The 24,244-nt window shown below is 71.6% G+C and carries 23 protein-coding genes; 9 read left to right on the forward strand and 14 right to left on the reverse strand.

Annotated elements, in window-relative coordinates:
* Positions 1 to 11: 11 nt before the first annotated feature.
* On the reverse strand, positions 12 to 1,661 hold the full coding sequence (locus OG841_RS25790; protein WP_371566925.1) for a DNA repair helicase XPB: 1,650 nt from the start codon (positions 1,659 to 1,661) through the stop codon (positions 12 to 14).
* Between the two features lie 138 nt (positions 1,662 to 1,799).
* Between OG841_RS25790 and OG841_RS25795 the strand changes: the two genes are divergently transcribed.
* The gene (locus OG841_RS25795; protein WP_328639332.1) at positions 1,800 to 2,348 is read left to right on the forward strand and encodes a hypothetical protein; all 549 of its coding nucleotides are present in this window, start codon (positions 1,800 to 1,802) and stop codon (positions 2,346 to 2,348) included.
* 3 nt (positions 2,349 to 2,351) lie between these two features.
* Here OG841_RS25795 and OG841_RS25800 read toward each other — a convergent pair whose 3' ends face one another.
* Positions 2,352 to 3,251 (reverse strand): UTP--glucose-1-phosphate uridylyltransferase, encoded by a 900-nt coding sequence (locus tag OG841_RS25800; RefSeq protein WP_328639331.1) that lies wholly within the window; start codon positions 3,249 to 3,251, stop codon positions 2,352 to 2,354.
* 100 nt (positions 3,252 to 3,351) lie between these two features.
* A complete protein-coding gene (locus OG841_RS25805; protein ID WP_371566926.1) occupies positions 3,352 to 5,874 on the reverse strand; it encodes a helicase-associated domain-containing protein in 2,523 nt (840 codons plus the stop codon).
* A 133-nt stretch (positions 5,875 to 6,007) separates the two neighbouring features.
* On the opposite strand from OG841_RS25805, the gene OG841_RS25810 reads away from it, so the two are divergent.
* Complete coding sequence (locus OG841_RS25810) at positions 6,008 to 7,066, forward strand: hypothetical protein (RefSeq protein WP_365119276.1); 1,059 nt, start codon at positions 6,008 to 6,010, stop codon at positions 7,064 to 7,066.
* A 52-nt stretch (positions 7,067 to 7,118) separates the two neighbouring features.
* Positions 7,119 to 7,763 (forward strand): HAD family hydrolase, encoded by a 645-nt coding sequence (locus tag OG841_RS25815; protein ID WP_365119274.1) that lies wholly within the window; start codon positions 7,119 to 7,121, stop codon positions 7,761 to 7,763.
* Here OG841_RS25815 and OG841_RS25820 read toward each other — a convergent pair.
* Positions 7,742 to 7,990 (reverse strand): hypothetical protein, encoded by a 249-nt coding sequence (locus tag OG841_RS25820; protein ID WP_069764907.1) that lies wholly within the window; start codon positions 7,988 to 7,990, stop codon positions 7,742 to 7,744. The genes OG841_RS25815 and OG841_RS25820 overlap by 22 nt on opposite strands.
* Positions 7,991 to 8,153: 163 nt before the next feature.
* Here OG841_RS25820 and OG841_RS25825 point away from each other — a divergent pair, with 163 nt between their 5' ends.
* Positions 8,154 to 8,537 (forward strand): cold-shock protein, encoded by a 384-nt coding sequence (locus tag OG841_RS25825; RefSeq protein WP_020122829.1) that lies wholly within the window; start codon positions 8,154 to 8,156, stop codon positions 8,535 to 8,537.
* Positions 8,537 to 8,995, forward strand: coding sequence for a hypothetical protein (locus tag OG841_RS25830; RefSeq protein ID WP_328639327.1), 459 nt, complete (start codon positions 8,537 to 8,539; stop codon positions 8,993 to 8,995). Before OG841_RS25825 ends, OG841_RS25830 begins: the two co-directional genes overlap by 1 nt.
* Here the strand turns inward: OG841_RS25830 and OG841_RS25835 are convergent.
* The 4 genes from OG841_RS25835 to OG841_RS25850 all read right to left on the reverse strand — a co-directional run bounded on the left by OG841_RS25835 (position 8,988) and on the right by OG841_RS25850 (position 12,429).
* Positions 8,988 to 9,836 carry a 1,4-dihydroxy-6-naphthoate synthase gene (locus OG841_RS25835; RefSeq protein ID WP_328639326.1) on the reverse strand — a complete coding sequence of 283 codons (849 nt, stop codon included), beginning with the start codon at positions 9,834 to 9,836 and terminating at the stop codon, positions 8,988 to 8,990. The genes OG841_RS25830 and OG841_RS25835 overlap by 8 nt on opposite strands.
* Entirely contained in the window at positions 9,826 to 10,491 is a 666-nt protein-coding gene (locus tag OG841_RS25840; protein ID WP_328639325.1) for a futalosine hydrolase, read from the reverse strand. The genes OG841_RS25835 and OG841_RS25840 overlap by 11 nt, the downstream gene beginning before the upstream one ends.
* A 19-nt stretch (positions 10,492 to 10,510) precedes the next feature.
* Positions 10,511 to 11,014, reverse strand: a complete 504-nt coding sequence (locus OG841_RS25845) for a hypothetical protein (RefSeq protein ID WP_328639324.1) — start codon at positions 11,012 to 11,014, stop codon at positions 10,511 to 10,513.
* Positions 11,015 to 11,085: 71 nt separating this feature from the next.
* Entirely contained in the window at positions 11,086 to 12,429 is a 1,344-nt protein-coding gene (locus OG841_RS25850) for an MFS transporter (RefSeq protein WP_328639323.1), read from the reverse strand.
* A gap of 371 nt (positions 12,430 to 12,800) precedes the next feature.
* Here OG841_RS25850 and OG841_RS25855 point away from each other — a divergent pair, with 371 nt between their 5' ends.
* Positions 12,801 to 13,727 carry a DUF3027 domain-containing protein gene (locus OG841_RS25855; RefSeq protein ID WP_328639322.1) on the forward strand — a complete coding sequence of 309 codons (927 nt, stop codon included), beginning with the start codon at positions 12,801 to 12,803 and terminating at the stop codon, positions 13,725 to 13,727.
* A gap of 118 nt (positions 13,728 to 13,845) precedes the next feature.
* On the opposite strand, the gene OG841_RS25860 is transcribed toward OG841_RS25855, so the two are convergent.
* Both OG841_RS25860 and OG841_RS25865 read right to left on the reverse strand, forming a co-directional pair.
* Complete coding sequence (locus OG841_RS25860; protein ID WP_371566927.1) at positions 13,846 to 14,793, reverse strand: CU044_5270 family protein; 948 nt, start codon at positions 14,791 to 14,793, stop codon at positions 13,846 to 13,848.
* Positions 14,786 to 15,403 (reverse strand): RNA polymerase sigma factor, encoded by a 618-nt coding sequence (locus OG841_RS25865; protein ID WP_328639320.1) that lies wholly within the window; start codon positions 15,401 to 15,403, stop codon positions 14,786 to 14,788. Before OG841_RS25865 ends, OG841_RS25860 begins: the two co-directional genes overlap by 8 nt.
* Before the next feature lie 171 nt (positions 15,404 to 15,574).
* On the opposite strand from OG841_RS25865, the gene OG841_RS25870 reads away from it, so the two are divergent.
* Positions 15,575 to 18,739: a sacsin N-terminal ATP-binding-like domain-containing protein gene (locus tag OG841_RS25870; protein WP_371566928.1), complete on the forward strand. Its 3,165-nt coding sequence runs from the start codon at positions 15,575 to 15,577 to the stop codon at positions 18,737 to 18,739.
* Between the two features lie 5 nt (positions 18,740 to 18,744).
* On the opposite strand, the gene OG841_RS25875 is transcribed toward OG841_RS25870, so the two are convergent.
* Positions 18,745 to 18,981, reverse strand: a complete 237-nt coding sequence (locus OG841_RS25875) for a DUF7683 domain-containing protein (RefSeq protein ID WP_328639318.1) — start codon at positions 18,979 to 18,981, stop codon at positions 18,745 to 18,747.
* Positions 18,978 to 19,223: a DUF7683 domain-containing protein gene (locus tag OG841_RS25880; RefSeq protein WP_328639317.1), complete on the reverse strand. Its 246-nt coding sequence runs from the start codon at positions 19,221 to 19,223 to the stop codon at positions 18,978 to 18,980. Before OG841_RS25880 ends, OG841_RS25875 begins: the two co-directional genes overlap by 4 nt.
* Before the next feature lie 273 nt (positions 19,224 to 19,496).
* Between OG841_RS25880 and OG841_RS25885 the strand changes: the two genes are divergently transcribed.
* Positions 19,497 to 20,348, forward strand: a complete 852-nt coding sequence (locus OG841_RS25885; RefSeq protein ID WP_328643572.1) for a DUF5707 domain-containing protein — start codon at positions 19,497 to 19,499, stop codon at positions 20,346 to 20,348.
* 133 nt (positions 20,349 to 20,481) lie between these two features.
* The gene (locus OG841_RS25890) at positions 20,482 to 21,282 is read left to right on the forward strand and encodes a hypothetical protein (protein WP_328639316.1); all 801 of its coding nucleotides are present in this window, start codon (positions 20,482 to 20,484) and stop codon (positions 21,280 to 21,282) included.
* 119 nt (positions 21,283 to 21,401) lie between these two features.
* On the opposite strand, the gene OG841_RS25895 is transcribed toward OG841_RS25890, so the two are convergent.
* The gene (locus OG841_RS25895) at positions 21,402 to 23,798 is read right to left on the reverse strand and encodes an HAD-IC family P-type ATPase (RefSeq protein ID WP_365119260.1); all 2,397 of its coding nucleotides are present in this window, start codon (positions 23,796 to 23,798) and stop codon (positions 21,402 to 21,404) included.
* Positions 23,799 to 23,910: 112 nt separating this feature from the next.
* A complete protein-coding gene (locus OG841_RS25900; protein WP_328639314.1) occupies positions 23,911 to 24,195 on the reverse strand; it encodes a DUF2530 domain-containing protein in 285 nt (94 codons plus the stop codon).
* Between the last annotated feature and the right edge of the window lie 49 nt (positions 24,196 to 24,244).

Consider the following 24,244-nt stretch of genomic DNA (forward strand, 5'->3'; position numbering starts at 1 on the left):
GGGGCTCCGGTTCAGGTGCCGTCGTCCGCGAGGATCTCGTCCGCGTCCACGATCCGGTAGGCGTACCCCTGCTCCGCGAGGAACCGCTGGCGGTGGGCGGCGAAGTCCTGGTCGAGCGTGTCGCGGGCGACGACGGAGTAGAAGTGCGCCTGGTGGCCGTCCGCCTTCGGGCGCAGTACCCGCCCCAGCCGCTGCGCCTCCTCCTGCCGTGATCCGAACGTCCCCGAGACCTGGATGGCGACCGTCGCCTCCGGCAGGTCGATCGAGAAGTTCGCGACCTTCGACACCACCAGCACGCTGATCTCGCCCTGCCGGAAGGCGTCGAAGAGCTTCTCGCGCTGGGCGTTGGAGGTCTCGCCCTTGATGACGGGAGCGTTCAGATGCTCGCCGAGTTCGTCGAGCTGGTCGATGTACTGGCCGATCACCAGGATCTGCTGGCCCGCGAAGCGCCGTACCAGAGCCTCCGTGACCTTCCGCTTCGTCGCGGTCGTGGCACAGAAGCGGTACTTCTCCTCCTGCTCGGCGGTGGCGTAGGCGAGCCGCTCGGAGTCGGTCAGGTTGACCCGCACCTCGACACAGTCGGCCGGCGCGATGTACCCCTGCGCCTCGATCTCCTTCCACGGCGCGTCGAACCGCTTGGGCCCGATGAGCGAGAACACGTCCGACTCCCGCCCGTCCTCCCGCACCAGGGTCGCGGTCAGCCCGAGTCTGCGCCGGGCCTGGAGGTCGGCGGTGAACTTGAAGACGGGCGCCGGGAGCAGGTGCACCTCGTCGTAGACGATGAGCCCCCAGTCCCGGGAGTCGAAGAGCTCCAGGTGTGGGTAGACGCCCTTGCGCCGGGTCGTCAGCACCTGGTAGGTGGCGATGGTGACGGGCCGGATCTCCTTGCGCGTTCCGCTGTACTCGCCGATCTCGTCCTCGGTCAGGGAGGTCCGCTTCACGAGCTCGTGCTTCCACTGCCGGGCCGAGACGGTGTTGGTGACGAGGATCAGCGTGGTCGACTTGGCCTGCGCCATGGACCCGGCGCCGACGAGGGTCTTGCCCGCACCGCAGGGCAGCACCACGACCCCGCTCCCGCCGTGCCAGAAGTTCTCCACGGCCTGCTTCTGGTAGGGCCTGAGCGCCCACCCGTCCTCGGCCAGCTCGATCGGGTGCGCCTCGCCGTCGACGTACCCCGCGAGGTCCTCGGCGGGCCAGCCCAGCTTCAGCAGCGTCTGCTTGATCTGCCCGCGCTCGGAGGGGTGCACGGCCACGGTGTCCGGGTCGAGCCGCGCCCCCACCAGCGGGATGATCCGCTTCGAGCGCAGGATCTCCTCCAGCACCGGCCGGTCGGTGGTGGTGAGCACGAGCCCGTGTGCCGGGTGCTTGCTCAGGGTGAGCCGCCCGTACCGGTCCATCGTCTCGGCGACGTCGACGAGCAGGGCGTGCGGCACCGGATACCGGCTGTACTGCACCAGCGCGTCGACCACCTGCTCGGCGTCGTGCCCGGCGGCCCGCGCGTTCCACAGCCCCAGCGGCGTCACCCGGTAGGTGTGGATGTGCTCGGGCGCCCGCTCCAGCTCCGCGAACGGCGCGATGGCCCGACGGCACTCGTCGGCCTGCTCGTGATCGACCTCGAGCAGCAGGGTCTTGTCGGACTGGACGATGAGAGGACCGTTCACGTACATGCATCCTTCCGCACGGGCCAAACGTCCAGTGTGCCTCAACCAGGGACGATCAGGGGAGGTCGGCGGCGTGCAACCCCGACCCCTGCTCGTGTGTCTTGACTGACGGGAGTGGGGCGAGGAGGACGCATGGGGATGTCTGCGGGCAGATGGGTGGTCGGCGGGGGAGCGGTCGCGGTGCTGGTGGCGACCGGTGCCTTCGTGATGTGGCCGGCGGCCGGAGTCGACACGCGGCTGTGGGGCGAGGTCCGGCCGGTGATCGAGGCCCGGATCGCGTCCGACGCGCGGGGCAGCGGATACGGCGGGACGGTGCCCGCCCTGAGGGCGCGCTGGTTCTGCCGGGCGGAGGCGCTCGGTCTCCAGCGGCAGGGGGACGACGTGCGCGCGGACGTCACCACGCTGTGCGTGGAGTACGGCGTGCACGACGACACCCTGGTGGAGTGCAGCGCCGGGCAGGTCCCGCAGGTGGTGCGGCTGGAGCGCGACGACGCGGCCGCGGGCGGCTACCGGGTCGTGTCCCGGCAGGAGGCTCCCGACGGCGCCGGGAACGCCCGCTGGACGAGGGCCCACTTCGGGATCGTCGGTGCCTCGCTCGCGCGGGACTCGATGTCCTCCGGCGCCCTGGAGGCCGAGGCCCGCACCCACTTCGGCCTGCCCGCGGGCGCCGCCGTCGTGGACTGCTGACCGTCAGGGCCGGTCCTCGGCGAGCTCGGCCAGCCGGCGCAGGTGGGGGCCGTACTCCGGGTCGGCGAGCGCGGCGGCGAACTGGGCCGTGAGGTAGGCCAGCGGATTGCCGGTGTCGTACCAGCGGCCCTGGATGACCTGGCCGTAGACGGCCTTGCTGCTCGCGTAGGCGTTGATGGCGTCCGTCAGGTAGATCTCGCCGGTCCGGTGCTCGTACCAGCGCTCGGTCTGGCTGCGCAGCTCCTCGATGATGCCGGGGGTGACGACATAGCCGCCGATGGCCGCGTAGGCGGAGGGCGCGTCCTGCGGCTTCGGCTTCTCGACCAGGCCGGTGATGCGCAGCAGCCCGTCACCGAGGTCCTCCTTGACCCGGGGCACGCCGTAGCGCTGCGAGTCGGCCGGGTCCATCGGCAGCAGGGCGAGGACCGGGCAGCTGGTCGCCTCGTAGGCGCGGATCAGCTGCTGGGCGCGCGGGACCTCGGCCACGAAGACGTCGTCCGGCCACAGGACCAGGACCGGCTCGTCGCCGACGTTGCGTGCGGCGTTGAGGACGGGAGTGCCGTTGCCGTACGGGCCGTGCTGGTCGAGATAGGTGATGTGCCCGAGCCGGGAGAGCTCGCCGACCTCCTCCACGGCGTCCGCGTAGGCCGTCTTGCCGTCCGCCCGCAGCTGTGCGACGAGGGTCGGATTGGGGCGGAAGTGGTCCTGGATCAGGCCCTTGCCGCCGGAGACGACGATGGTGATGTCGGTGATGCCGGACGCCACCAGTTCCCGGACGGTGTGCTCGATGACCGGCTTGTCGCCGACCGGCAGCATCTCCTTCGGGATCGCCTTCGTCAGCGGCAGGAGACGGGATCCCAGCCCCGCCGCGGGGATGACCGCCCTGCGGATCGTCGTTGCCATGAAATCCCCTTCGCCGAAGACACCGAATGTGCCGAACATCCGGTCCTGTGTCCAGGAGACGTTTCCCGTCAGCCCGTCCCGGAAGCGCCGGTTTCGAGCCCTACGCCTCGTCCGCCAGCTCCGCCACCCCGGTCACCCGGTGCAGCGGATACGTGCGGACCTCGTCCGCGGTGTGGTCGTAGGCCGTGACGAAGCCGCCCTCGACGCGGACGGGGGCGATGAGGCGTTGGCTGGCGGCACCCTCGGCGTTGACGTAGCCGATCCACAGGGCCTCGCCGGTGAGGACGGCGGCCTGCATGGTGGCGAGGGTCTCGGCGGAGTTGGTGCGGGGGAGCTCGCCGGTGGCGGGCGGGGGCCGGTCGGTCTGTCTGCGGGGGGTCGTCGAGGCCAGGTCACCTGCGCGGATCGCCCGGATCGCGGCCGACAGGAGTGTCGCGTCGGGGATCGGGGGGCCGTCCGGGACGGGTTCGGGGGCCGTGCGGGGCGGGGTGCGGTGGGCGTGGGCGCGGGTGATCAGGACATCGCCCTCCGCGGACTCGGCGGCCGGGGCGAAGCCCATCGCGCGCAGGCCGTCCAGCAGTGACGCCGGGTCGGTCTGCGCGGCCAGCACGGTCGGGGCCAGGCGGCGCAGGCGCAGGCCCGCGGCGCGCTTGTCGGCGAGGATCTCGTTGAGGATGGCTTCGTCGTCGCAGCGGACGTAGGCGGAGGCCGCGCCGACCCTGAGGTGACCGTGCCTGCGCGCCACGTCGTCGATGAGGTACGTCAGTGGCTGCGGCACCGGCGTCCGCGCGTGCGCGGCGAGGAAGGCGTGCAGGTCGGAGGCGGACTGGCCGGCGTCCAGAGCACGGCGTACCGAGCCGGGGGTGAAGCGGTAGACCGTCGCCCCGCCCTTCGACTCCACGTCGGCCAGCACGTCCAGCACCTCGGCCAACGACCGCTGCAAGGGGCCGGGGGCCACCGCGGTCAGGTCGGCCTGCAGCAGGACGTGGTCCAGCGGCTCGGGCAGCAACGGCGCGAGCAGCCGGGCGGCCGCGGCGGACGCGGTGGCCTGCTCGGCGGGGGAGAGGGGTTCCGCGAGGGTGGGGCGATGGTGCACGGGCAGCTTGTCCCCGGGGCCCACCGGTGCCTGGGCCGGCGACTTCGGCGCGGTCGCGCCGAGCAATGCCCGTCCGTGCCCCGACAGCGCCCCCCGTCCGGTCACTCCCAGCAGCTCAGCCTCCGCCAGCGTCCACTCGGCGAGCCGTGACCGCAGGTCGTCCTCGCGCTGCGGCCCCCGCAGCGGACGCTCCCAGCGCAGCCGGGCCAGCACCGACTCCTTCGACGGCGACGCCCCTTCCGGCAGCCCCGCCAGCAGCGTCAGCACCCGGTGTCGTACCTCTGGCGCCGCACTGCGGTCGAGCCCCGGGCCCAGCGTCGACAGCGTGCGTTCCTTCGCGTCCCGGCCGCCCACCACGCCGGACACCCGCGTCGCCGTCAGCCACGCCTCCGCCAGGCGGGCCCAGCGCTGTGCCGCGGGCTGCTCCAGCCACTCGTCGTGGGCCGGGGTCGCCGCGTACCGTTCGTCCGCCTCGCCGTCGGAGGCCAGCAGGCCCGCCGCGTACGCCAGCTCGACCCAGAACGCGGCGACCGGTTCCGCCACGTCCAGGGCGACGGCCGTGCGCTTGAGGTCGCGGACGCTGAGGCCGCCCGCCCGCAGCACCGCGGGCCCGCCCTCGTCCCAGTCCTTCAGCAGCTCCTCGACGGTCGCGAGCGCGGTGTACGCCTGCCCGGCCGCCGTCGCGTCCACCACCTGTGGACGGTGCGTCGCCGCGGGCTCGACGGCCGGCGGCAGCGGCTCCACCGCGCGGTGCGCACGGCCGCCGCGCAGATGCAGGGCCACTTCCCGCGGGAGGACGACCGTCCCGGGCGCCGTCGGCACCAGCAGCCCCAGGTCCAGCAGGCGCCGCAGATGGGCCGCAGGGTCGGCGGTGACCTGGCCGTACGGCGGGCCCCACACCAGCCGGGTGAGCACCTCCCGCGACTCCTCCGAGAGCTCGGCGAGCAGCGCGGACATCCGCTTGCGGTCCGTGAACAGGGCCGTCAGCGACGCCAGCGCCGACACCGCGTCGTGGGTCGAGCCGAGCCCCGTCGCCGTCACGATGTCCTGGATGCGGCCCGGCGACATCCCCGCCGTGGCCTCCTGCACGGTCGGCCCGAGCCCGGTCGGCGACGGATGCTGCGGCGAGGGCGCGAGCAGCTCACGGGCGGTGCGCACCAGCCGCAGCCGGTCGTCGTCGCCCCACACCAGGGCCTGCTCCCGCAGCGTGGCGAGGGCGCGGGGGAGCGCCGCCGAGACGGCCGGGTCGCCGCCGTCACCGGTCAGCAGCGCCCGCAGTTCCTCGTACGGCGCCGGGTCCGCGGCCACGGCCAGCGCCTCCGCCGTCTGCAGCGCGAAACGGTCCAGCCGCTCCAGCGCCCGCACCACCGACGCCCTCGTCCCGGCCCGGGTCGCGAGCTGGGTCAGGTCCGTGGGCACGGGGGTGATGAGGTCGGGGCGGGCACGCAGAAGCGCGGCCAGGGAGGCGTCGTCCCTGGCCCGGAGCGCTTCCGCGAGGGAGCGCGGCGGTACGGCCGGGTTGCTCATCCGACCAACGTTAGCGGGTCGCCTCCGGCGGCCGGGCCGAGCAGGTGAGGTCGGCGGGGGTGCGCGTCCCCGGGGGCGGTGCGCTAGTTTCGTCCCACGAGGGAGCCAATGCACCAACCCCGGAGGGGACTTCGTGGGTATCGAGAGCGACCAGGTCGTCTACGAGTATCTGAGCCGCGTCGGAGACGTCGCGCAGCAGCGGCAGTTGCCGTCGTCCACCCGGATGAGACTCGTCTCGGAGTTGCGCAACGAGATCGACCGGCGGCGCGCCAAGGTCACCGTGGACTCGCCCGCCGCCGTCCGCCGGATCATCGCCAGGCTGGGCAGCCCCGACGAGGTGGTCAGCGCCGCCGGAGGCACGGCGGGCAGTGCCCCGCAGATGCCGGTCGTCTCGATGCCCGTACAGCGGGACCGGGAGCCGGAGGAGACCGAGCGGCCCAAGGGGCTGCGCAAGGTCGTCCCCCGGCCGCGCCCCGGGACCCCGCCGCAGCCCGCCCCGGCCGCCGATCGCGACACGTCCCACGGGCCCCATCTGGCCGGCCTGGACGAGCTCGGCGACAGTGCGGCGCAGCCCGACTGGTGGCGGGTGGACAGCAGTCCCTTCGGGGTCGGCGACAGCGTGCCGGGCTTCGTGGGCGGAGTGGAGATCCCGGAGCTGCTGAGGCCCCCGCCGCCCAAGGAGGAGCAGAAACCCGAGCCCCCGCCGGCCGTCGAACAGGTGGCGCAGGCGCCGGTGGTGAAGGCCCGTACGGCCTGGTGGAGGCCGAAGACGGTCACGAAGGCCGCGGAACCGCTCGTCGAGGCCGTCCCGGCCCGCCGGCGCCCCTTCTCCCGGGCCGCGGGCTCCGGAGCCGGAGGCTGGAGCAATCCCCTCCTCCTGCTCGCCGCCGCCCTGCTCGTCGCCGGTGCCGTGCTCGGCAACCTGCTCGTCCTGGTCGTCGGCTGGCTCATCGCGTGGGCCTCGCGCCGGCTGACCGACACCGAGACCAAATGGGCCGTCGTGTTCCTGCCCGGTCTCTCGCTCACCGCGGGGCTCGTCTGGCTGTGGGGGCGGAACGAGGGCCGCTGGGGCGAGCCCATCGCCCAGGGCCACATGAACGACGCGATCTCCCAGACGTGGCCATGGGTGGTGCGGGGCGCGGCCGTGGCGTCGGCGCTGTTCCTGGTGTGGCGCTCGCAGCGGCAGCGGTAGACCGCGGAAATCCGGTGTCTGCGGGCCCCGCCGCCCGGGCACAATGGCCCATATGGCCTCTGCGAGCATCACCGCCCCGACCGTCGGCTTCGACCTCGACATGACGCTGATCGACTCCCGCCCCGGCATCCGCGCCTGCTGGGTGGAGCTGTCGGAGCGGACGGGGACGTACGTCGACGCCGACCTGGTGGTCACGCGGCTCGGGCCGCCGCTGGAGGAGGAGATGGCGTACTGGTTCCCGGCGGACCGCATCCCGGCCATGTCGGACCTCTACCGCGAGCTCTACCCGTCGTACGCCATCACCGGCACCCTGGCGATGCCCGGCGCCCGCGAGGCCATAGGCGCCGTACAGGCGGCCGGCGGGCGGGCGATCGTCGTGACGGCCAAGTGGGAGCCCAACGCCGAGCTGCACATGGAGCACCTGGGCATGGAGCCGGACGCGGTGATCGGCAACCTGTGGGCCGAGCAGAAGGGCGAGGCGCTGCGCGAGCACGGCGCGCGGGTGTACGTCGGCGACCACACCGGCGATGTGCGCGGGGCGCGGATCGCCGAGGCGCTCTCGGTCGCGGTGCCCACGGGACCGTGCACCGCCGAAGAACTGAGCGAGGCCGGGGCCGATGTCGTCCTCGGAGATCTCACCGAGTTCCCGGGGTGGTTTTCGGACTATCGTCCCGGTTATCGGCCGGCCCGCGCTTGACGCCTTCCCGCCGCGACCGATTGCAGCACGCCCGCACCGGCCACCACGAACCCGACGGCCATGAGCATGCTCAATCCGAACATGTACGTCGGAAAAGGCGTCGTTCCGAGCAGGAACGGGGCCACGGTGACCAGAGTGGCCACCGCACCGATGAAGAAGACGATGGCTCCGGCACGGATCAGTCGGTCACCGGGAGCGGCGGAATTCGGTTGGGTTTTGTCACGCACCGGACCAGGGTAGTTCCCTGCGCGAAGGAACAACCGGGCGACGTCTTGTCACCGGCCTGAAGACCATTAGCCTGGGAACCGGCGGGTCCCGACGACCCGCCCCAGTGCTATCAAGAGCCGTTTCAGAAGCAGTTTTCCGACGAGTACGAGGACGAGGACAGACGTGCCTACCGGCAAGGTCAAGTGGTTCAACAGTGAGAAGGGCTTCGGCTTTCTCTCCCGCGACGACGGCGGTGACGTCTTCGTCCATTCCTCCGTCCTCCCTGCCGGAGTCGAGACGCTGAAGCCCGGACAGCGGGTGGAGTTCGGGGTGGTCGCCGGGCAGCGCGGTGACCAGGCCCTTTCGGTGGCCGTCCTCGACCCGACCCCATCGGTCGCGGCGGCGACGCGCAAGAAGCCGGACGAACTGGCCTCCATCGTCCAGGATCTGACGACCCTTCTGGAGAACATCACGCCGATGCTGGAGCGCGGCCGCTACCCCGACAAGGCGGCCGGCGGAAAGATCGCCGGTCTCCTGCGAGCGGTCGCCGACCAACTCGACGTGTAGTGCACGAGACACGGGCCGAGGCGCCGTCCCCTCAACTGCTGGAACAGGTCCGGCGGCAGCGGCGCCACACCCTGGAACTGCTCACGGTGTGCGCCGTGGGCCTGGTCCCGTGGACGATCCTGCTGGCGGCCACGCTGCCCAGCGGCTACACGGTCCGCCAGTGGCGCACCACCTGGGTCGGCTTCGACATCCTGCTCCTGCTGGCGATGGCCGCCACGGCCCTGCTCGGCTGGCGCCGCCACCGGGGGGTCGTGGTGGCGGCCGTGTCGACGGGTGCCCTGCTGGTCTGCGACGCGTGGTTCGACGTGTCGCTGGCCCTGGGCACCCCGGACGTCTGGTGGTCGGCGGCACTGGCGGTGTGCGTGGAACTGCCGCTCGCCGGCTTCCTGATCCACCGAGTCCTGGGAATGCTGAAACTGGCCCAATGGCCGAGCGCCCCGCAGGAACGCGTCAGGTGAACGACAACGCGTCGGGACCCAGAGCGGGCACAAGGCCTTCCGCGGCCGCCCGGGTCAGCAGCCCCCGAATCGCCGCATATCCGTCTTCCCCGAGGTCCGCGGTGAACTCGTTGACGTACAAACCAATGTGCTGATCGGCGACAGCGGGATCCATCTCCTGCGCGTGTTCCATGACATAAGGCCGGGAATTCTCGGGCTCGTCCCAAGCGGCCCGCACGGACGTACGGATGGACTCGGCGAGCGACTCCAGCCTCTGGGCACCGAGAGCGCGCTTGGCGATGATCGCCCCCAACGGAATCGGCAACCCCGTCGTCGACTCCCAGTGCTCGCCCATGTCCGCGAGCTTGTGCAGCCCGTAGTTCTGATACGTGAAGCGCGCCTCGTGAATGACGAGCCCCGCGTCCACGCGACCGTCCCGCACGGCCGGCATGATCTCGTGGAACGGCATCACGACGATCTTCCCGACCCCGCCCTCCAGGACGTCCGCCGCCCACAGCCGGAACAGCAGATACGCCGTCGACCTCTCGGACGGCACGGCGACGGTACGGCCCTTGAGATCCACGTCGGCCTCCCGCGTCAGCACCAGCGGCCCGCACCCCCGCCCCAGCGCACCCCCGCAGGGCAGCAGCGTGTACTCGTCGAGGACGTACGGCAGCACGGCGTACGACACCTTCAGCACATCGAACTCACCGCGCTCCGCCATCCCGTTGGTGATGTCGATGTCGGCGAACGTCACGTCCAGCGAAGGCGCCCCCGGCACCCGGCCATGGGCCAGCGCGTCGAAGACGAACGTGTCGTTCGGGCAGGGCGAGTACGCGATCTGCAGCGGCTCAGTCGTCATGGTGTGTCCAACCCTCCAGTACGGGCGTCAGCTTCCCGAACCCCTCCGTCAGGGCCGTGAGCGCGTCGCCGATTCGCCAGGCGGCCCGGTCGCGCGGACCGATCGGATTGGAGACGGCCCGGATCTCCAGCACGGGCACCCCGTGCGCCCCGGCCGCCTCGGCGACCCCGAAGCCCTCCATGGCCTCGGCGAGGGCGGTGGGATGGCGTTCTCGCAGGGCGGTAGCGCGGGCGGCGGTACCGGTCACCGTGGAGACGGTGAGCACGGCTCCGGCCCGGCCGCCGGTCGCGGCCACGGCGGCCCGTACGAGTGTTTCGGGCGGACGGTGGGTGACGACCCCGAACCCCAGCTCGGTCACCGGCACGAACCCCTCGGCGGTCTCGGCCCCGAGGTCGGCCGCGGTGATCTCGTCGGCGACGACGAGCGACCCGACCGGCGCGTGCGGCAGAAACCCGCCCGCGATCCCGGCGGAGACGACGAGGCCGTAGGGAGCCCCCTCCACAGTGGCCATGGTGAGCGCGGTGGCGGTGGAGGCGGCGGCGAGAGCGGGCCCGACCCCCACGGCGACGACGTCGACGGACGACGCCGTGCCCTCGAACGCGCGGGCCACCGCGTCCCGTTCGACCGGGACGGCGGTGGCCACGAGGATGCGCATCAGCTACGGCTCCGACGGATCAGTAGTCGGAGTTCTCCAGCTTGAAGTTCCACACGCCCTTGTAATCCTTGCTCTGGCCCGAGGTCGTCTTGTCCTGCTCGACGATGCTGATGTACAGCGTCTTCTGCGGGGCCTGGCCCTGCTGCTGGGCGAAGAGGTCGACGCCGTCGAAGGAGTAGTACGACTTCTTGTACACGTAGGTCATCTGCTGGCCGTTGATCCACAGGGCCCAGCCGGTGTCCGCGATCTTCTGGTCGACGCCGACGCGCAGGGTCTCGCTCTGCTTGACCTTGATCGTCTTGACGTCGCCCTTCTCCAGGGCGCACTTGGCGACCTTGGCCTGGCCGAGGTCGTTGCCGTCGTCGTAGCAGACGGCCTCGGAGCTCACCGAGGTCGAACCGACCGTGACGGTGACGCGCGGCGTCGGCTTGTCGCAGGCCGACAGGACGAGCAGTCCGGCGGAAACGAGGCCGGCGGCGGCGACGGCACGGCGGCGTCGCACATCGGATTGCAGCGTGGTCATGACGGAAGGCTATCTGGCACGTCCTACGGTCCCCTTATGCGGGGTACGGCGTGCCGTGCGTCGGCGGCGGGTTACGCCACTCGCGCCTTGGGCGCGCTGCCGTGCCGGGCCGAGCTGAGCAGTCCCTTCGCGGTGGCCAGCCAGCCCGCGGCGACGACCGCGGCGGCCACGGACAGGCCCAGGTAGCCGTTGAGCGGCATCACGATGCCGACCGCGCCGCCGAACACCCAGGACACCTGGAGCAGCGTCTCGGAGCGGGCGAAAGCCGAGGTGCGGACGAGTTCGGGCACGTCCCGCTGGATCAGCGCGTCCAGGGACAGCTTGGACAGGGCCTGGGAGAATCCGGCGACCGCCGTCAGACACGCCACCAGGAAGGCCCCGAAGAAGATCGCCGCCGTGATCGCCGCGCCCAGCACGAACGCCACCACCGTCACGATGATGATCTCCGGCGCTCTCGAGCGCAGCCAGGCCCCGACCGCCGTACCGAGCGCGTTGCCCACGCCCGCCGACACGGCCACCAGGCCCAGGGAGACCGCCGCGCTCTCGCCGGTCAGCGGATGCTCGCGCAGCAGGAAGGCGAGGAAGAAGGTGAGGAAGCCGGAGAGCCAGCGCAGGGCGGCGTTCGCGCCGAGGGCGTGGGTGACGGCGGTGCCGACCGTGCGCAGCCCCGGCCGCTTGACGGCCTTGAGATGCGGTCCGTGCAGATGTTTCTCGTCGGCGGCGAGCAGCGCCACGTCCTCGCCCTTGGCCGAGTCGACCTTCGGCGGCAGCGAGAAGGACAGGAACGTACCGGCGATGAAGATCACGAAGGCGCCGTACAGCGGCCAGCGTGGTCCGACGGCCTGGAGCCCGGCGCCGATCGGGGCCGCGATGCCGGTGGCGAGGAGGCCGCCGAGGGTGACGCGGGAGTTGGCCTTGACCAGGGAGAAGCCGGGCGGGAGCAGCCGGGGCACGACCGCGCTTCTGACGACGCCGTACGCCTTGGAGGCCACCAGGACGCCCAGAGCCGCCGGATACAGCTCCAGGCTGCCCGTGGCGACCGCCCCGGCGATGATGAGCGCGAGCATCGCCCGGGCGAGCATCGCGCCCGCCATGGCGGCGCGGCGGCCGTGCGGGAGGCGGTCCAGGAGCGGGCCGATCACGGGCGCGAGGACCGTGAAGGGCGCCATGGTGATGGCGAGGTAGAGCGCGACGCGCCCGCGGGCCTCGTCGGTCGGCACCGAGAAGAACACGGTCGAGGCGAGCGCGACGGTGATCATCACGTCACCCGCGCCGTTGACGGCGTGCAGTTCGATCAGCTTGCCGAGGCCGGACTCGCCCGCCCCGTGCGCATGGGTCGCCTTGCGGATTCCCCGGGCCGTACCGGTGAACGGGAAGTGCAGGGCACGCCCGACGGCACGGACGGACCCTGTCATCCGGCCCGAACCGCCACCGATCCCGGTGGCTCCCTGGGGTGTCCTCGCCGCTGCCACCCCGTCATAGTGCCCCGAGAAAGCTGTGAGTAGTGCGGTTACCGCGCGTATGAACGCATATGAAGCGCCACCTGAGGCAACGGATCATCACGTCGGTGTAGGCCGAGCGGCGGCGAACAGGTAGCGTGCGTAGCGCGCCGTGGCGAACGTTCTCGGCCGCGCGCCTCTCTGACATCCCGCAGAATGGATAGGAGCAGGTGCGCCCGAGCGCGATCGGACGCGGACGTCGACGCGGTCCTCCGGTCCGCTCCGTCCGCATCCGCCGCCTTCAGGCCGGCGCACCCGAGTGACGGCGTAGGAGAGAAGCGATACCTGTGAGCGCAGCGACAACGCGAAGCCGCACCCCCGACCGCCTGTGCGCCGAGGCCGTCGACCTCGCCCGCGCCGCCGCCGAGGAGGCCGCCGCACCCGGCGTGGTGGGCGAGCACGCGAGCCTGGTGTCCGAGGGCGATCGTGTCGTCACGCACTTCTTCGAGTGCAAGGAGCTCGGATACCGGGGCTGGCGCTGGGCCGTCACGGTGGCCCGCGCCTCCCGCGCCAAGCTGGTGACGCTGGACGAGGTCGTGCTGCTCCCCGGCCCCGACGCGCTGCTGGCGCCGGAGTGGGTGCCGTGGAGCGAACGCCTGCGCCCCGGCGACATGGGCCCCGGCGATCTGCTCCCCACCGACGCCGAGGACCTCCGCCTGGAGCCCGGCTATACCGGCGAGGACGAGCCGCTGCCGAGCGCGCCCGTCTCCGAGGAGATGGCCGAGCTGGTCGAGGCGGAGGACGCGGAGCTCACGGCGGGCACCCCCTCGAACCTCCCGGTCGCCCCGACCCGCGGCTCGATCGCCGCGGTCGCCGAGGAACTGGGCATGCGCCGCGCCCGGGTCCTGTCCCGCTACGGCCTCCATGTCGCCGCCGACCGCTGGGAGGATTCCTTCGGCGCCAAGACGCCGATGGCCCAGGCGGCCCCGGCGCCCTGCGTCAGCTGCGGCTTCCTGGTCCCGCTCGGAGGTTCGCTGGGCCAGGCCTTCGGACTGTGCGCCAACGAGTTCGCCCCGGCGGACGGCCGAGTGGTCTCGCTGTCCTACGGCTGCGGAGGCCACTCGGAGGCGGCGGTCATGCCGAAGCCCCCGCAGCCGGCCCCGCCGGTGATCGACGAGACCCGGGTGGACCCGTTCCCGCTGCGACCGGCATCCGACTCGGGGTCGGTGCCGCTGCTGGCGGACGAGGACTCGGCGGAGCTGGGTCACTCGTAGGAGGGGTGCCGGCTCCCGGGGTGCAGCACCCCCTGCCGTGCACATGCCGCGGAGCGGGCGCCCGTTCCCGTTGCCGGAGAACGGACGCCCGCTCGCGGGCCGACGGACGGGCGATCGGTCAGGGGCGCTGGAACACCCGGTCCACCACGCCGTCGGCGACGATGTACTGCGACTGGTCGTAGACCTTGGTCGTCAGTTTCATCGTGGTCCGCTCACGCAAGCCCAGGTACCGGTACGTCTTCGCGTCGAAGAGCAGCACCCGCCCGCCGTCCTCCCAGGGGGTGCCGCGCGGGCCGACGTACCGGACACCGATGGCCGTGTGCCCGTTGAACTCGGTCCGGTCCGGCAGCACCTCGACCCCGGGGACGGCGGCGAGCGCCTCGAACGCCGCGGAGCGCAGCCCCTTGGGCAGGACGGAGTCGCGGAGCAGTCCGGCGAGGAAGAACTGGACCATCGGCCACTCGTCGGCCCTGGTCTTCCGGCCGAAGTCGGGCTTCGTGCCCGACTCGCGCAGGACGATCGTCAGCCTGGCCGGGTCGAGGGGCAGCTTCTCCAGCTTCGACCACTCGGTCGGCGGCCAGGAGTACTGACCCTTCTGAGCCGGCGGCACCCACTGGGTGTGGCCCAGCTCGCTGACGTAGGACTTCTTGGACCCGTCGACCGAGTTCCAGCTCTCGTCGACGTACTTCTTCACGGGACCGCCCGAGACCGGCTTGAGCTCGATGACCTCCTTGGTGTAGATGAACTGGTCGTCGCGCGGGGCGAGCGGCTTCTCCAGCCGGAGTGCCTCGGCCGCCGCCCCCCGCAGCACGGTGGTCGCGCTCACCGTCTGCGTGCGGGGTGCGCTCTCCCCGGTGTTCTGGGCGACCACCACGGTCGCGGTGACCGCGGTCGCGGCCGCGCAGGCCACGGCGATCCGCAGCAGCGGACGGCGGCCTACGGCGGCGGGGGCGGCGGCGGGGGCCTGCATCGCCTGGTAGAGGCGGAAGCGGGCGCGGGCGCGGGCGGTGTCCGTGAGAGGGGGCGCGTCCGCGTCCCACTCCCTCAGAAGCTCGATCTCATTCATCGTCGGATTCCTCTCGGAGAGCGGTCGGATCGGATCCGCCCAATGCCTCACGGACTTTTCTGCGGGCCCTGTACAACCGCGACCGGACCGTCCCCACCGGCACGCTCAGGGCGGCCGCGACCTCCTCGTAGCCGAGGTCGGCCCAGGCGACCAGCAGCAGTACGTCCCGGTGCCGGGCGGGCAACCGGGCGAGGGCGCCGGCGAGTTCGCCGCGTACCGCCTGGGCGCTGACCCGTGCCGCCACCCGGTCCGCCACCGTCTCCTCGGCCGGCCCGTCGGGGGCGGCCGCGGGCAGCCGGCCAAGTGTCTTCAGCCGCCGGGCCTCGGCGCGCCGGTGGCGGCCGATGAGGTTGGTCGCGATGCCGAACAGCCAGGGGCGGGCGTCGGGCGCCTCCGTGCGGTACCGGAAGCGCTGCTGGAACGCGGTGGTGAAGGTCTCCGCCATCACGTCCTCGGCCGCTTCCGCACCGAGTCGGCGCGCCGCGTAACGGTGCACCGAGTCGGCATGGCGGTCGAAGAGCGCGGCGAACACCTCGGGCTCGTCCCACGACCGTTCGATCACCGAGGCGTCGCTGTCCTGCCCCACCCTGACGCCTGGTTCGACGGTCATCGGGGCTCCTTTCGTCGCTGTGGCGCTGTGAAGCTCGGGCTTTCACCCGTACTTCGCCGCTCGCGGGAATCCGGTTCCCATGGAGACAAGGTGTGAGGGCCACAGGGGCGGAGTTGCCGTCCCCCCTGCGCGCGGTACCTTCATCGTCACGCCGACGAGGAGAGTGTGAACGTGAGCAAGTTCGTGCGGCCCGCCGCCGAGGGTGCCGACCCGTTCGGGACCGCCCGGCTCAGGCGAGGGGTGCTGGACGCCTGGGCCACCAGCCCCGCCCGGTTCCGGGAGGACGCCAACGCCGAGGAGGACCTCGTCCTCGGCGGGTACCGGGACCGACTCGTCGTCGAGCTCGCGCAGAACGCCGCCGACGCGGCGGCCAGGGCGGGCGTGCCGGGACGGCTCCGGCTCACCCTCCGCGAGGGCGTCCTGGTCGCCGCCAACACCGGCGCACCGCTGGACGCGGCCGGTGTCGAGTCCCTCTCCACCCTGCGGGCCTCCGCCAAGCGCGACAACCAGGACGGCTCGATCGGCCGCTTCGGCGTCGGCTTCGCCGCCGTGCTCGCCGTCACCGACGAACCCGCCGTCGTCGGCCGGCACGGCGGGGTCTGCTGGTCCCTCGCCGAGGCCCGCGAGCACGCCGCCGACACGGCGCGGCACAGTCCCGGACTCGGCGACGAGATCCGCCGCCGCGACGGCCATGTCCCGCTGCTGCGACTCCCGTTCGCCGCCGAGGGCACCGCGCCCGACCCCTACGACACCGTCGTCATCCTCCCGCTGCGCGACACCGCCGCCGCCGACCTCGCCGAGCGCCTCCTGAACACCGTCGACGACGCTCTCCTCCTCGCCCTCCCCGGGCTCGAGGAGGTCGTGATCGAGACGGACACGACCCGCACGATCAGCCGCCGCACCGAGGGCAACCTCATCGTCGTGGAGGACTCGCGAGACGGTACGACCGGCTGGCGTACGGCGTCCGCGCACGGGCCGCTCACCCCCGAACTCCTCGCCGGCCGGCCCGTCGAGGAGCGGCTGCGGCCGCACTGGTCGCTCACCTGGGCCGTGCCCGCCGACACCGACGGCACCCCGGCCCACCCCCGCACCAGCCCCGTCGTGCACGCCCCGACGCCCAGCGACGAGCCGCTCGGCGTCCCCGCCCTGCTCATCGCGTCCTTCCCGCTGGACACCACCCGCCGGCACGCGGCACCCGGACCACTCACCGATTTCCTCGTGCAGCGCGCGGCGGACGTGTACGCCGAACTCCTCGCCGGCTGGCGGCCGGTGAGCGAAGGGATCATCGGGCTGGTGCCCGGCCCGTTGGGCAAGGGTGAGCTGGACGGGGCGCTGCGGCAGGCGATTCTCGATCGCCTCCCGCGCACGGCGTTTCTCCCACCCGCCCTCCCAGCGTTTCTCCCACCCGCCCTCCCAGCGTTTCTCCCACCCGCCCTCGAGCCCGGTGACGACTCAGAGCTGCCGGAGGTCCTGCGCCCCCGCGAGGCCGAGGTCGTCGAGGGCGCCGGCGCCGACACCGTGCGGGTGCTCGCCGAAGTACTGCCCACCCTGCTGCCCGCCGGTCTCGAACGGCGTGTGGAACTGCGGACGCTGGGCGTCGCCCGCATCCCGCTGACCGACGCCGTCGACCGGCTCGCCGGGCTCGAGAAGGAGCCGGAGTGGTGGCAGCGGCTCTACGACAGCCTCGCGGGCGTCGACCCCGACCGGCTCTCCGGCCTTCCCGTGCCGCTGGCCGACGGGCGGACGACCATCGGGCCCCGGCAGGTCCTGCTGCCCACCTCGGACGGATCCCTGATCGACCCGGAGATCCTCGCCCGGCTCGGCCTCAAGGTCGCCCACCCGGCCGCCGCCCACCCGCTCCTGGAGAAGCTCGGCGCGCTGCCCGCGACGTCGCGCGCGGTGCTCACCACGCCCCAGGTGCGGGCCGCCGTGGCCGCCTCCCTGGACGACGACGGCGGGATGAGCTGGGAGGAGGACACCCCGGACGCCGAGGAGCTGGCCGACACCGTCCTCGCGCTCGTCAGGGACGCGGGACTCGAGCCCGGCGACGAGCCGTGGCTGGGCGCGCTCGCCCTGCCGGACGAGGAGGGGGAACTGGTCCCCGCCGGTGAACTCGTCCTGCCCGGCAGCCCGTTCGCCCAGGTCATGCGTGAGGACGAACTCGCCTACGTGGACGCCGAACTGGCCGGGAAGTGGGGCGAACAGCCTCTCGCGGCCTGCGGAGTGCTCGCCGGCTTCGCCCTGGTCCGGGCCACGGACGTGGTGTTGGACCCGGACGAACTGGAGCCCCGCGAGGGCGACTTCGCGGAGCCGGACGACGCCGGTCTGCTCGATGCCGTGGACGTGTGGTGCGAGGACATCCTCGACCGCTTCCCGGACACGCCGGTACCGCCGGTCGCCACCGAACTGGTCGCCGTACGCGATCTCGACCTGGTCGACGAGGACAAGTGGCCCGAGGCGCTGGCCCTGCTGGCCCGGCCGCCCCTCCGGGACGCGATCACCCAGCAGGTCCGCATCCTCCTGCCGGACGGCACACATGAACTCGTACGGCCGTACACCGCCTGGTGGTTGCGCGGGAACCAGGTGCTCGACGGCCGCCGCCCCGCCGGTCTGCTGGCGGCCGGGGGAGACTCCCTCCTCCGCGGCCTGTACGACGAGGCGGACGCGACCGGGTTCGACGACGAGCAGGTGCTGCGGGCGCTGGGCGTGCGGACGTCGGTGGCCGCGCTGCTGGAGGAGCCGGGCGGGGCGGCGGAGCTGCTGGACCGCCTCGCCGACCCCGACCGATCGGTGACGGGCGTCCAACTGCATGCCCTTTACAGTGCGTTGGCCGATCTCGATCCCGAACAGGTCACCCTCCCCGACGAGCTGCGGGCGGTGACCGACGGCCGGGTCGAGGTCGTGGACGCGGCCGACGCGGTGGTCGTCGACTCACCGGACCTGCTCCCGTTCACGCAGGGCGTCCCGCTGCTGCCGGTCCGCCCGCCCCGGGCCGCCGAGCTGGCCGAACTCTTCCAGGTCCGCCGCCTGAGCGAGTCCGTCACCGGTTCCGTCGACTCCGAGGGCACCGAGCACGACGTACCGGATCCGGTACGGGTGCTGCTGGGCGCCCGTACCCCGTCCACCTACGTCGAGCACGACGAACTCGTCGTCGACGGCGTGGGGATCGACTGGCGCCTGACGAACGACGGTGTCCTGCACGCTTCCACCCTGGAGGGCGTGGCCGCGGGCCTGGCCTGGGCGGCGGGCCAGTGGCCACGACGCTTCGAGGTGGCAGCGCTCCTGGAGGACCCGACCCGCACGGAGGAACTGGCCAGGGACCGCTGGTTCGACTGAGCGTCTCAGCCGGAGCTGGGGTCCAGGAAGTAGTCGTACTTCTCCAGGTCGAGCGTGATTCCGGTCAACTGCCGGACACGCTCGGCGTGTTCCTCCGTCAGAGGCACATCGCCGACGAGCCGGGACGGTGGAATCCCCACGAGGTCCGCGAGGACGTCCACGCCGACGGCGGTGACATCGACGGACGAGTCAAGGAACTCGTCGTCCTTCGGGAAGCGGGAGATGGCAAGTCGGCCGTTCACAGGGAAGGGTCCTCCTCCGGTTCCAGGAAGTAGTCGTACCTCTCCAGGTCGAGCCTGATTCCGGTCAACTGCCGGACACGCTCGGCGTGCTGCTGCGTCAGCGGATACACGTCGGCCAGCTGCTCCGGCGCCATCCCGAGGAGTTCTCCCCAGGCTTCCGCGCCGACCGCGGTGACGTCGGTGGACGACAGCGGCTGGTCGCCGTCCTTGGGATAGCAGGTGAGAGGGAAGTACACGGTCACGTCGGCACCTTCCGGGTCGGATCGGCGGGCTTGGTCGGGGCTCCAGTATTGGGGTCGAACTCCCCGAGGTGCTTCAACGACGGCCTGGGCCGGGTGCTGCGCGAGACGCAGAGCGAGAGCAACGCCGTACAGAAGGCGCAGACGGATCCGATTCTCGCGGTTACGCCGGTGACGGCTCGTGGAAAATCAGGCCGTCTGCTGCAACGCTTCACCCCGCTCGCGCATCTGACCCCACGAGCCGCCAGGCTCCACGACCAGTCCCTGGGGGAACGCATGCGCATCCGCACCACCGTGGCCGCCGTCTCCGGCGGCCTCGTCCTCTCCGCCCTCGCCGTCCCGGCCGCGCAGGCCGACGGCGGGGGCCTCCACAAACCCACCGCCGCGGAGCGTTTCGGCGTCTCCAGAGCCGCGATGAGCGCCGCCGCCGACGATGAAGTGCCGGTCATCTCCGACGTGAAGGTCAACGGCGGCAAGAGCATCGTGTTCGGTACGACTGGCGTCAAGACGTTCGCTGTGTCGCTGACCGCCAGTCACTCCGCCGGTATCCAGGACGCGTACATCGACTTGTGGCACGGCAAGGACCTGGCCCACCACGACGGCGTGTTCGCTCCGAACGAGCAGAACGCCACCTGCACCGCGGTCAGTGCCACGACCTCGAACTGCAAGCTCACCATCACGGTCGACGCCGGCCGGGAGCTGTACATGAACTCGCTGGCCGGTACCTGGCACGTGACGGCCGCCGCGATCGCCGCCGACGAGGCCGGGAGCGACTACTGGAACGACTTCTACGGCACCCACAAGCTCCAGCGCCTCTCCAAGCTCACGGCCAATGCCTCCCCCGAACCGGTGAAGAAGGGCAAGACGATCACCGTCACCGGCAAGCTGACGCGGGCCAACTGGGAGACGCGTAAGTACGCCGGTTACTCGACCCAGCCGGTGAAGCTGCAGTTCCGCAAGAAGGACTCCGACACCTACACCACCGTGAAGACCATCAAGACCAACAACAAGGGTGACCTGAAGACCACGGTCAAGGCCACGGTCGACGGCTTCTTCCGCTGGAGCTTCGCGGGCACCTCCACCACCCCGGCGGTCAACGCCGCGGGCGACTTCATCGACGTCAAGTAAGTCGGCTTGAAGTAAAGCGTTGCGCATGTGCGGCTAAAAAAACGCCTCACGCGTACAACCTGTCCCAGGAGTCACGGATCTACGGACTGAGTCATCAGACTCCGAGATCCTTCTCTCCTCATGGGGAACGCACATGCGCATACGCGCCCTCGTCCTCGTCGCCTCCGGCGCCGTGGCACTCTCCACCCTTGCCGTGCCGGCCGCCCAGGCCGCCACGGCCGGGCCCGCCGTCACCTTCTCCAACCTGAAGGTCAACAGCGGCAAGAACATCGTGGTCGGCACGACGACGACGGTCACGGTCTCGGCGACCTACACCGTGACCAAGCCCGCGAGCCTGAACGCGAGTTCCTTCCAGACCGGGCCGGTCCTCTACCGCGGCGCCACTCTCGGCCTGAACTCCGACGACCTGCTCGGCGGTGACGACGCCGGCACCTGCACGGCGTCCTCCTCGACGGTGCTGAAGTGCACGGCGAAGATCCAGTTCCGCCCCAAGGGCTCCGACGAGGCCGACGACCTGGTCAGCAGTGAGGCCGGCACCTGGAAGCTGGGCGCCCTCGCGGTCAACGCGGACGACGGCATGACCTGGCAGGGCGACCTCGGCACCACCCACCTCCAGCGCAGGGCCACCCTCTCCGTCAACGCCTCCCCCGAGCCGGTGAAGAAGGGGAAGACGATCACGGTCACGGGCAAGCTCGCCCGCGCCAACTGGGACACCAACACCTACGCGGGTTACTCGACCCAGCCGGTGAAGCTGCAGTTCCGCAAGAAGGGCAGCAGCACCTACACGACCCTCAAGACCATCAAGACGACGTCCACGGGCACGCTGAAGACGACGACCACGGCGACGGCCGACGGCTACTACCGCTACAGCTTCGCGGGCACGACGACGACGCCGTCCGTGAGCGCGGCGGGCGACTACGTCGACGTTCAGTAGAACGTGCCCCACAGGGGCGCGAGGCCGTATCTCATTCGCGGCTGCGCCGCGCGGGCGCGACAGGCCACGACGGCGCCGCACACGACACACAGCGGCCCTGTCCCGGCTGAAGCCCAGCGCTAAGCGGGAACGCGGCGGTCCACCCACCTCCACAGGAGTTCCAGGGTGGCCGCCGCCACCACCGAGATGCCGACCGCGATCCACGGCATCGTCACCCCCACCAGCTTCAGCGCGAAGAAGTCCTGGAGCCACGGCACCGCCAGGACCGCGACGAACGCGAGGCCCATCGCCGCGACCAGCGCGAGACGCCACCAGGTGTACGGGCGGGCGATGATCGCCAGCACCCACATCGAGATCAGGAACAGGGTCAGGGTCGCCGCGCTCGTCTCCGCGTCCAACGCGCCGGTGCCCGTGTAGTGGTGACGGGCGAGCAGATACGTCACGAAGGTCGCGACCGCCGCCACCACACCGCCCGGGACCGAGTACCGCATCACCCGGCGCACGAAGTGCGGTCGCGCGCGTTCCTTGTTGGGCGCGAGGGCCAGGAAGAAGGCCGGGATGCCGATCGTCAGCGTCGAGAGCATGGTCAAGTGTCGTGGCAGGAAGGGGTATTCGACCTGCCAGCACACCACGAAGACCGCCAGCAGCACCGAGTACACGGTCTTCACCAGAAACAGCGTCGCGACCCGGGTGATGTTGCCGATGACCCGTCGCCCCTCGGCGACGACGGACGGCAGCGTCGCGAAACTGTTGTCGAGCAGCACGATCTGCGCGACCGCCCGCGTGGCCTCCGACCCGGAGCCCATCGCCACCCCGATGTCGGCGTCCTTCAGGGCGAGCACGTCGTTCACCCCGTCACCGGTCATCGCGACCGTGTGGCCACGCGACTGCAACGCCCCCACCATGTCCCGCTTCTGCTGCGGGGTGACCCGACCGAACACCGTGCCCTCGTCGAGCTTCTTCGCCATCCCGTCCCGGTCGGCGGGCAGCTGACGTGCGTCGACCACGGAGCCGTTCAGCCCGAGCTTGGCCGCCACCGCCCCGACCGAGACCGCGTTGTCACCGGAGATGACCTTGGCGCGGACGTCCTGGTCGGCGAAGTACCGCAAGGTGTCGGCCGCGTCGGGCCGCAGCCGCTGTTCCAGGACGACGAGGGCGGTCGGCCGCGCTCCCCGGGCGACCTCGGGATCGTCGAGGTCGCGGGAGGCCCGGGCCAGCAGCAGCACGCGCAGTCCCTGTTCGTTGAGCCGCCCGGTGTCGGCCAGGGCGGGGTCGCCGGGCGCCAGGAGCACGTCCGGCGCCCCCAGCAGCCACGTACTGGACTCGCCGTCGCCCTCGCTGAAGGAGGCCCCGCTGTACTTGCGGGCGGAGGAGAAGGGGAGCGACTCGGTGCAGCGCCACTCCTCGGCGTCCGGGTAGGCGTCGATGATCGCCTGGAGGGAGGCGTTCGGCCGCGGGTCCGACTCACCGAGGGCGCCCAGGACCTTTCGTACGTACGACTCGTCGGCGCCCCGCAGCGGCCTGAGCTCGGTGACGTCCATGCCGCCCTCGGTGAGGGTGCCGGTCTTGTCGAGGCAGACCGTGTCGATGCGGGCGAGACCCTCGATGGCCGGGAGTTCCTGGACGAGCGCCTGTTTCCGGCCGAGCCGGATGACGCCGATGGCGAAGGCGACCGAGGTCAGCAGGACCAGCCCCTCCGGGACCATCGGCACGATCCCGCCGACCGTCCGGGCGAGGGAGTCCTTGAGGTCGTTGTCCTTCACGAAGAGCTGGCTGATGACCAGGCCGATCGCGGTCGGGACCATCATCCACGTCACGTACTTGAGGATCGTGGAGATGCCCGAGCGCAGTTCGGAGTGGACCAGGGTGAACCGGGAGGCCTCCTCGGCGAGCTGGGCGGCGTAGGCCTCGCGGCCGACCTTGGTCGCCTCGAAGGCGCCGCCGCCGGCGACCACGAAGCTCCCGGACATCACCTGGTCGCCGGGCCGCTTCACCACCGGGTCGGCCTCGCCGGTCAGCAGTGACTCGTCGATCTCCAGACCGTCGGCCTCGACGACCACCCCGTCGACCACGGCCTTGTCGCCGGGCCCGATCTCGATGAGGTCGTCGAGGACGATCTCCGAGGTGCTGACCTGGGACGCGGTCCCGTCCCGCCGTACGGTCGGCCGGGCCTCGCCGATCACCGCGAGCGAGTCGAGGGTCTTCTTCGCCCGCCACTCCTGGATGATGCCGATCCCGGTGTTGGCGAGGATCACGTACCCGAACAGGCTGTCCTGGAACGGCGCGACGAACAGCATGACCAGCCAGAGCACACCGATGATCGCGTTGAACCGGGTGAAGACGTTCGCCCGGACGATCTCCGCCAGGCTCCGGCTGCTGCGCACCGGCACGTCGTTGACCTGTCCGCGCGTCACCCGCTCGGCGACCTCGGCCGCGGTGAGTCCGCCCGCCGCCGGTGCCCGGAGCCTCGTGGGGTGCACAGGGTCGAGTTCGGCGCCCGCGTCGGTGTGCGTCATGCATTCGACGGTACGTGCGGTTTTGCGGCTTCACCCGCCGAGTGACCGGAAGTTCCGACCTGGGGAGGAGACGGGAACGGGCGAGTGATGCCGTGGGACTAGGGGACGCTCGTCACTCGGCAGCAGGGGTGGCGGCGGAGTCGGTGGTGGCCGCCTTCCTGATCGCCGCGTCCCGCTTCCGCACGTACCAGGTGCCGTACAGCCCGAGCACGCCCCCGGCCAGGCAGGTCCACAGCCACCAGGTGTGGTCGTGGTCCGCGAACCAGCCGTAGAAGGGAAGCTGCACGAGGAAGAGCACGAACCAGAGGATCGTGCCACCGGTGACGGTGGCGACGACGGGCCCTTCCAGGGGCTCCGGCGCCTCGTGCTTGATGGGTCCCGAAAAAAAACCGGCCATGGGGACAGCTTACGAGGCGATCACATCTACGCGCGGAGATGGTCATGGT

The sequence above is a fragment of the Streptomyces canus genome (genome assembly GCF_041435015.1).
GTDB lineage: Bacteria > Actinomycetota > Actinomycetes > Streptomycetales > Streptomycetaceae > Streptomyces > Streptomyces canus_G.

Coding starts and splice junctions, on each gene's coding strand:
- OG841_RS25795 (WP_328639332.1), top strand. CDS start 1,800: ATGTCTGCGGGCAGATGGGTGGTCGGCGGGGGAGCGGTCGCGGTGCTG.
- OG841_RS25800 (WP_328639331.1), bottom strand. CDS start 3,251: ATGGCAACGACGATCCGCAGGGCGGTCATCCCCGCGGCGGGGCTGGGA.
- OG841_RS25805 (WP_371566926.1), bottom strand. CDS start 5,874: ATGAGCAACCCGGCCGTACCGCCGCGCTCCCTCGCGGAAGCGCTCCGG.
- OG841_RS25815 (WP_365119274.1), top strand. CDS start 7,119: ATGGCCTCTGCGAGCATCACCGCCCCGACCGTCGGCTTCGACCTCGAC.
- OG841_RS25835 (WP_328639326.1), bottom strand. CDS start 9,836: ATGACGACTGAGCCGCTGCAGATCGCGTACTCGCCCTGCCCGAACGAC.
- OG841_RS25840 (WP_328639325.1), bottom strand. CDS start 10,491: ATGCGCATCCTCGTGGCCACCGCCGTCCCGGTCGAACGGGACGCGGTG.
- OG841_RS25845 (WP_328639324.1), bottom strand. CDS start 11,014: ATGACCACGCTGCAATCCGATGTGCGACGCCGCCGTGCCGTCGCCGCC.
- OG841_RS25850 (WP_328639323.1), bottom strand. CDS start 12,429: ATGACAGGGTCCGTCCGTGCCGTCGGGCGTGCCCTGCACTTCCCGTTC.
- OG841_RS25860 (WP_371566927.1), bottom strand. CDS start 14,793: ATGAATGAGATCGAGCTTCTGAGGGAGTGGGACGCGGACGCGCCCCCT.
- OG841_RS25865 (WP_328639320.1), bottom strand. CDS start 15,403: ATGACCGTCGAACCAGGCGTCAGGGTGGGGCAGGACAGCGACGCCTCG.
- OG841_RS25885 (WP_328643572.1), top strand. CDS start 19,497: ATGCGCATCCGCACCACCGTGGCCGCCGTCTCCGGCGGCCTCGTCCTC.
- OG841_RS25890 (WP_328639316.1), top strand. CDS start 20,482: ATGCGCATACGCGCCCTCGTCCTCGTCGCCTCCGGCGCCGTGGCACTC.
- OG841_RS25895 (WP_365119260.1), bottom strand. CDS start 23,798: ATGACGCACACCGACGCGGGCGCCGAACTCGACCCTGTGCACCCCACG.
- OG841_RS25900 (WP_328639314.1), bottom strand. CDS start 24,195: ATGGCCGGTTTTTTTTCGGGACCCATCAAGCACGAGGCGCCGGAGCCC.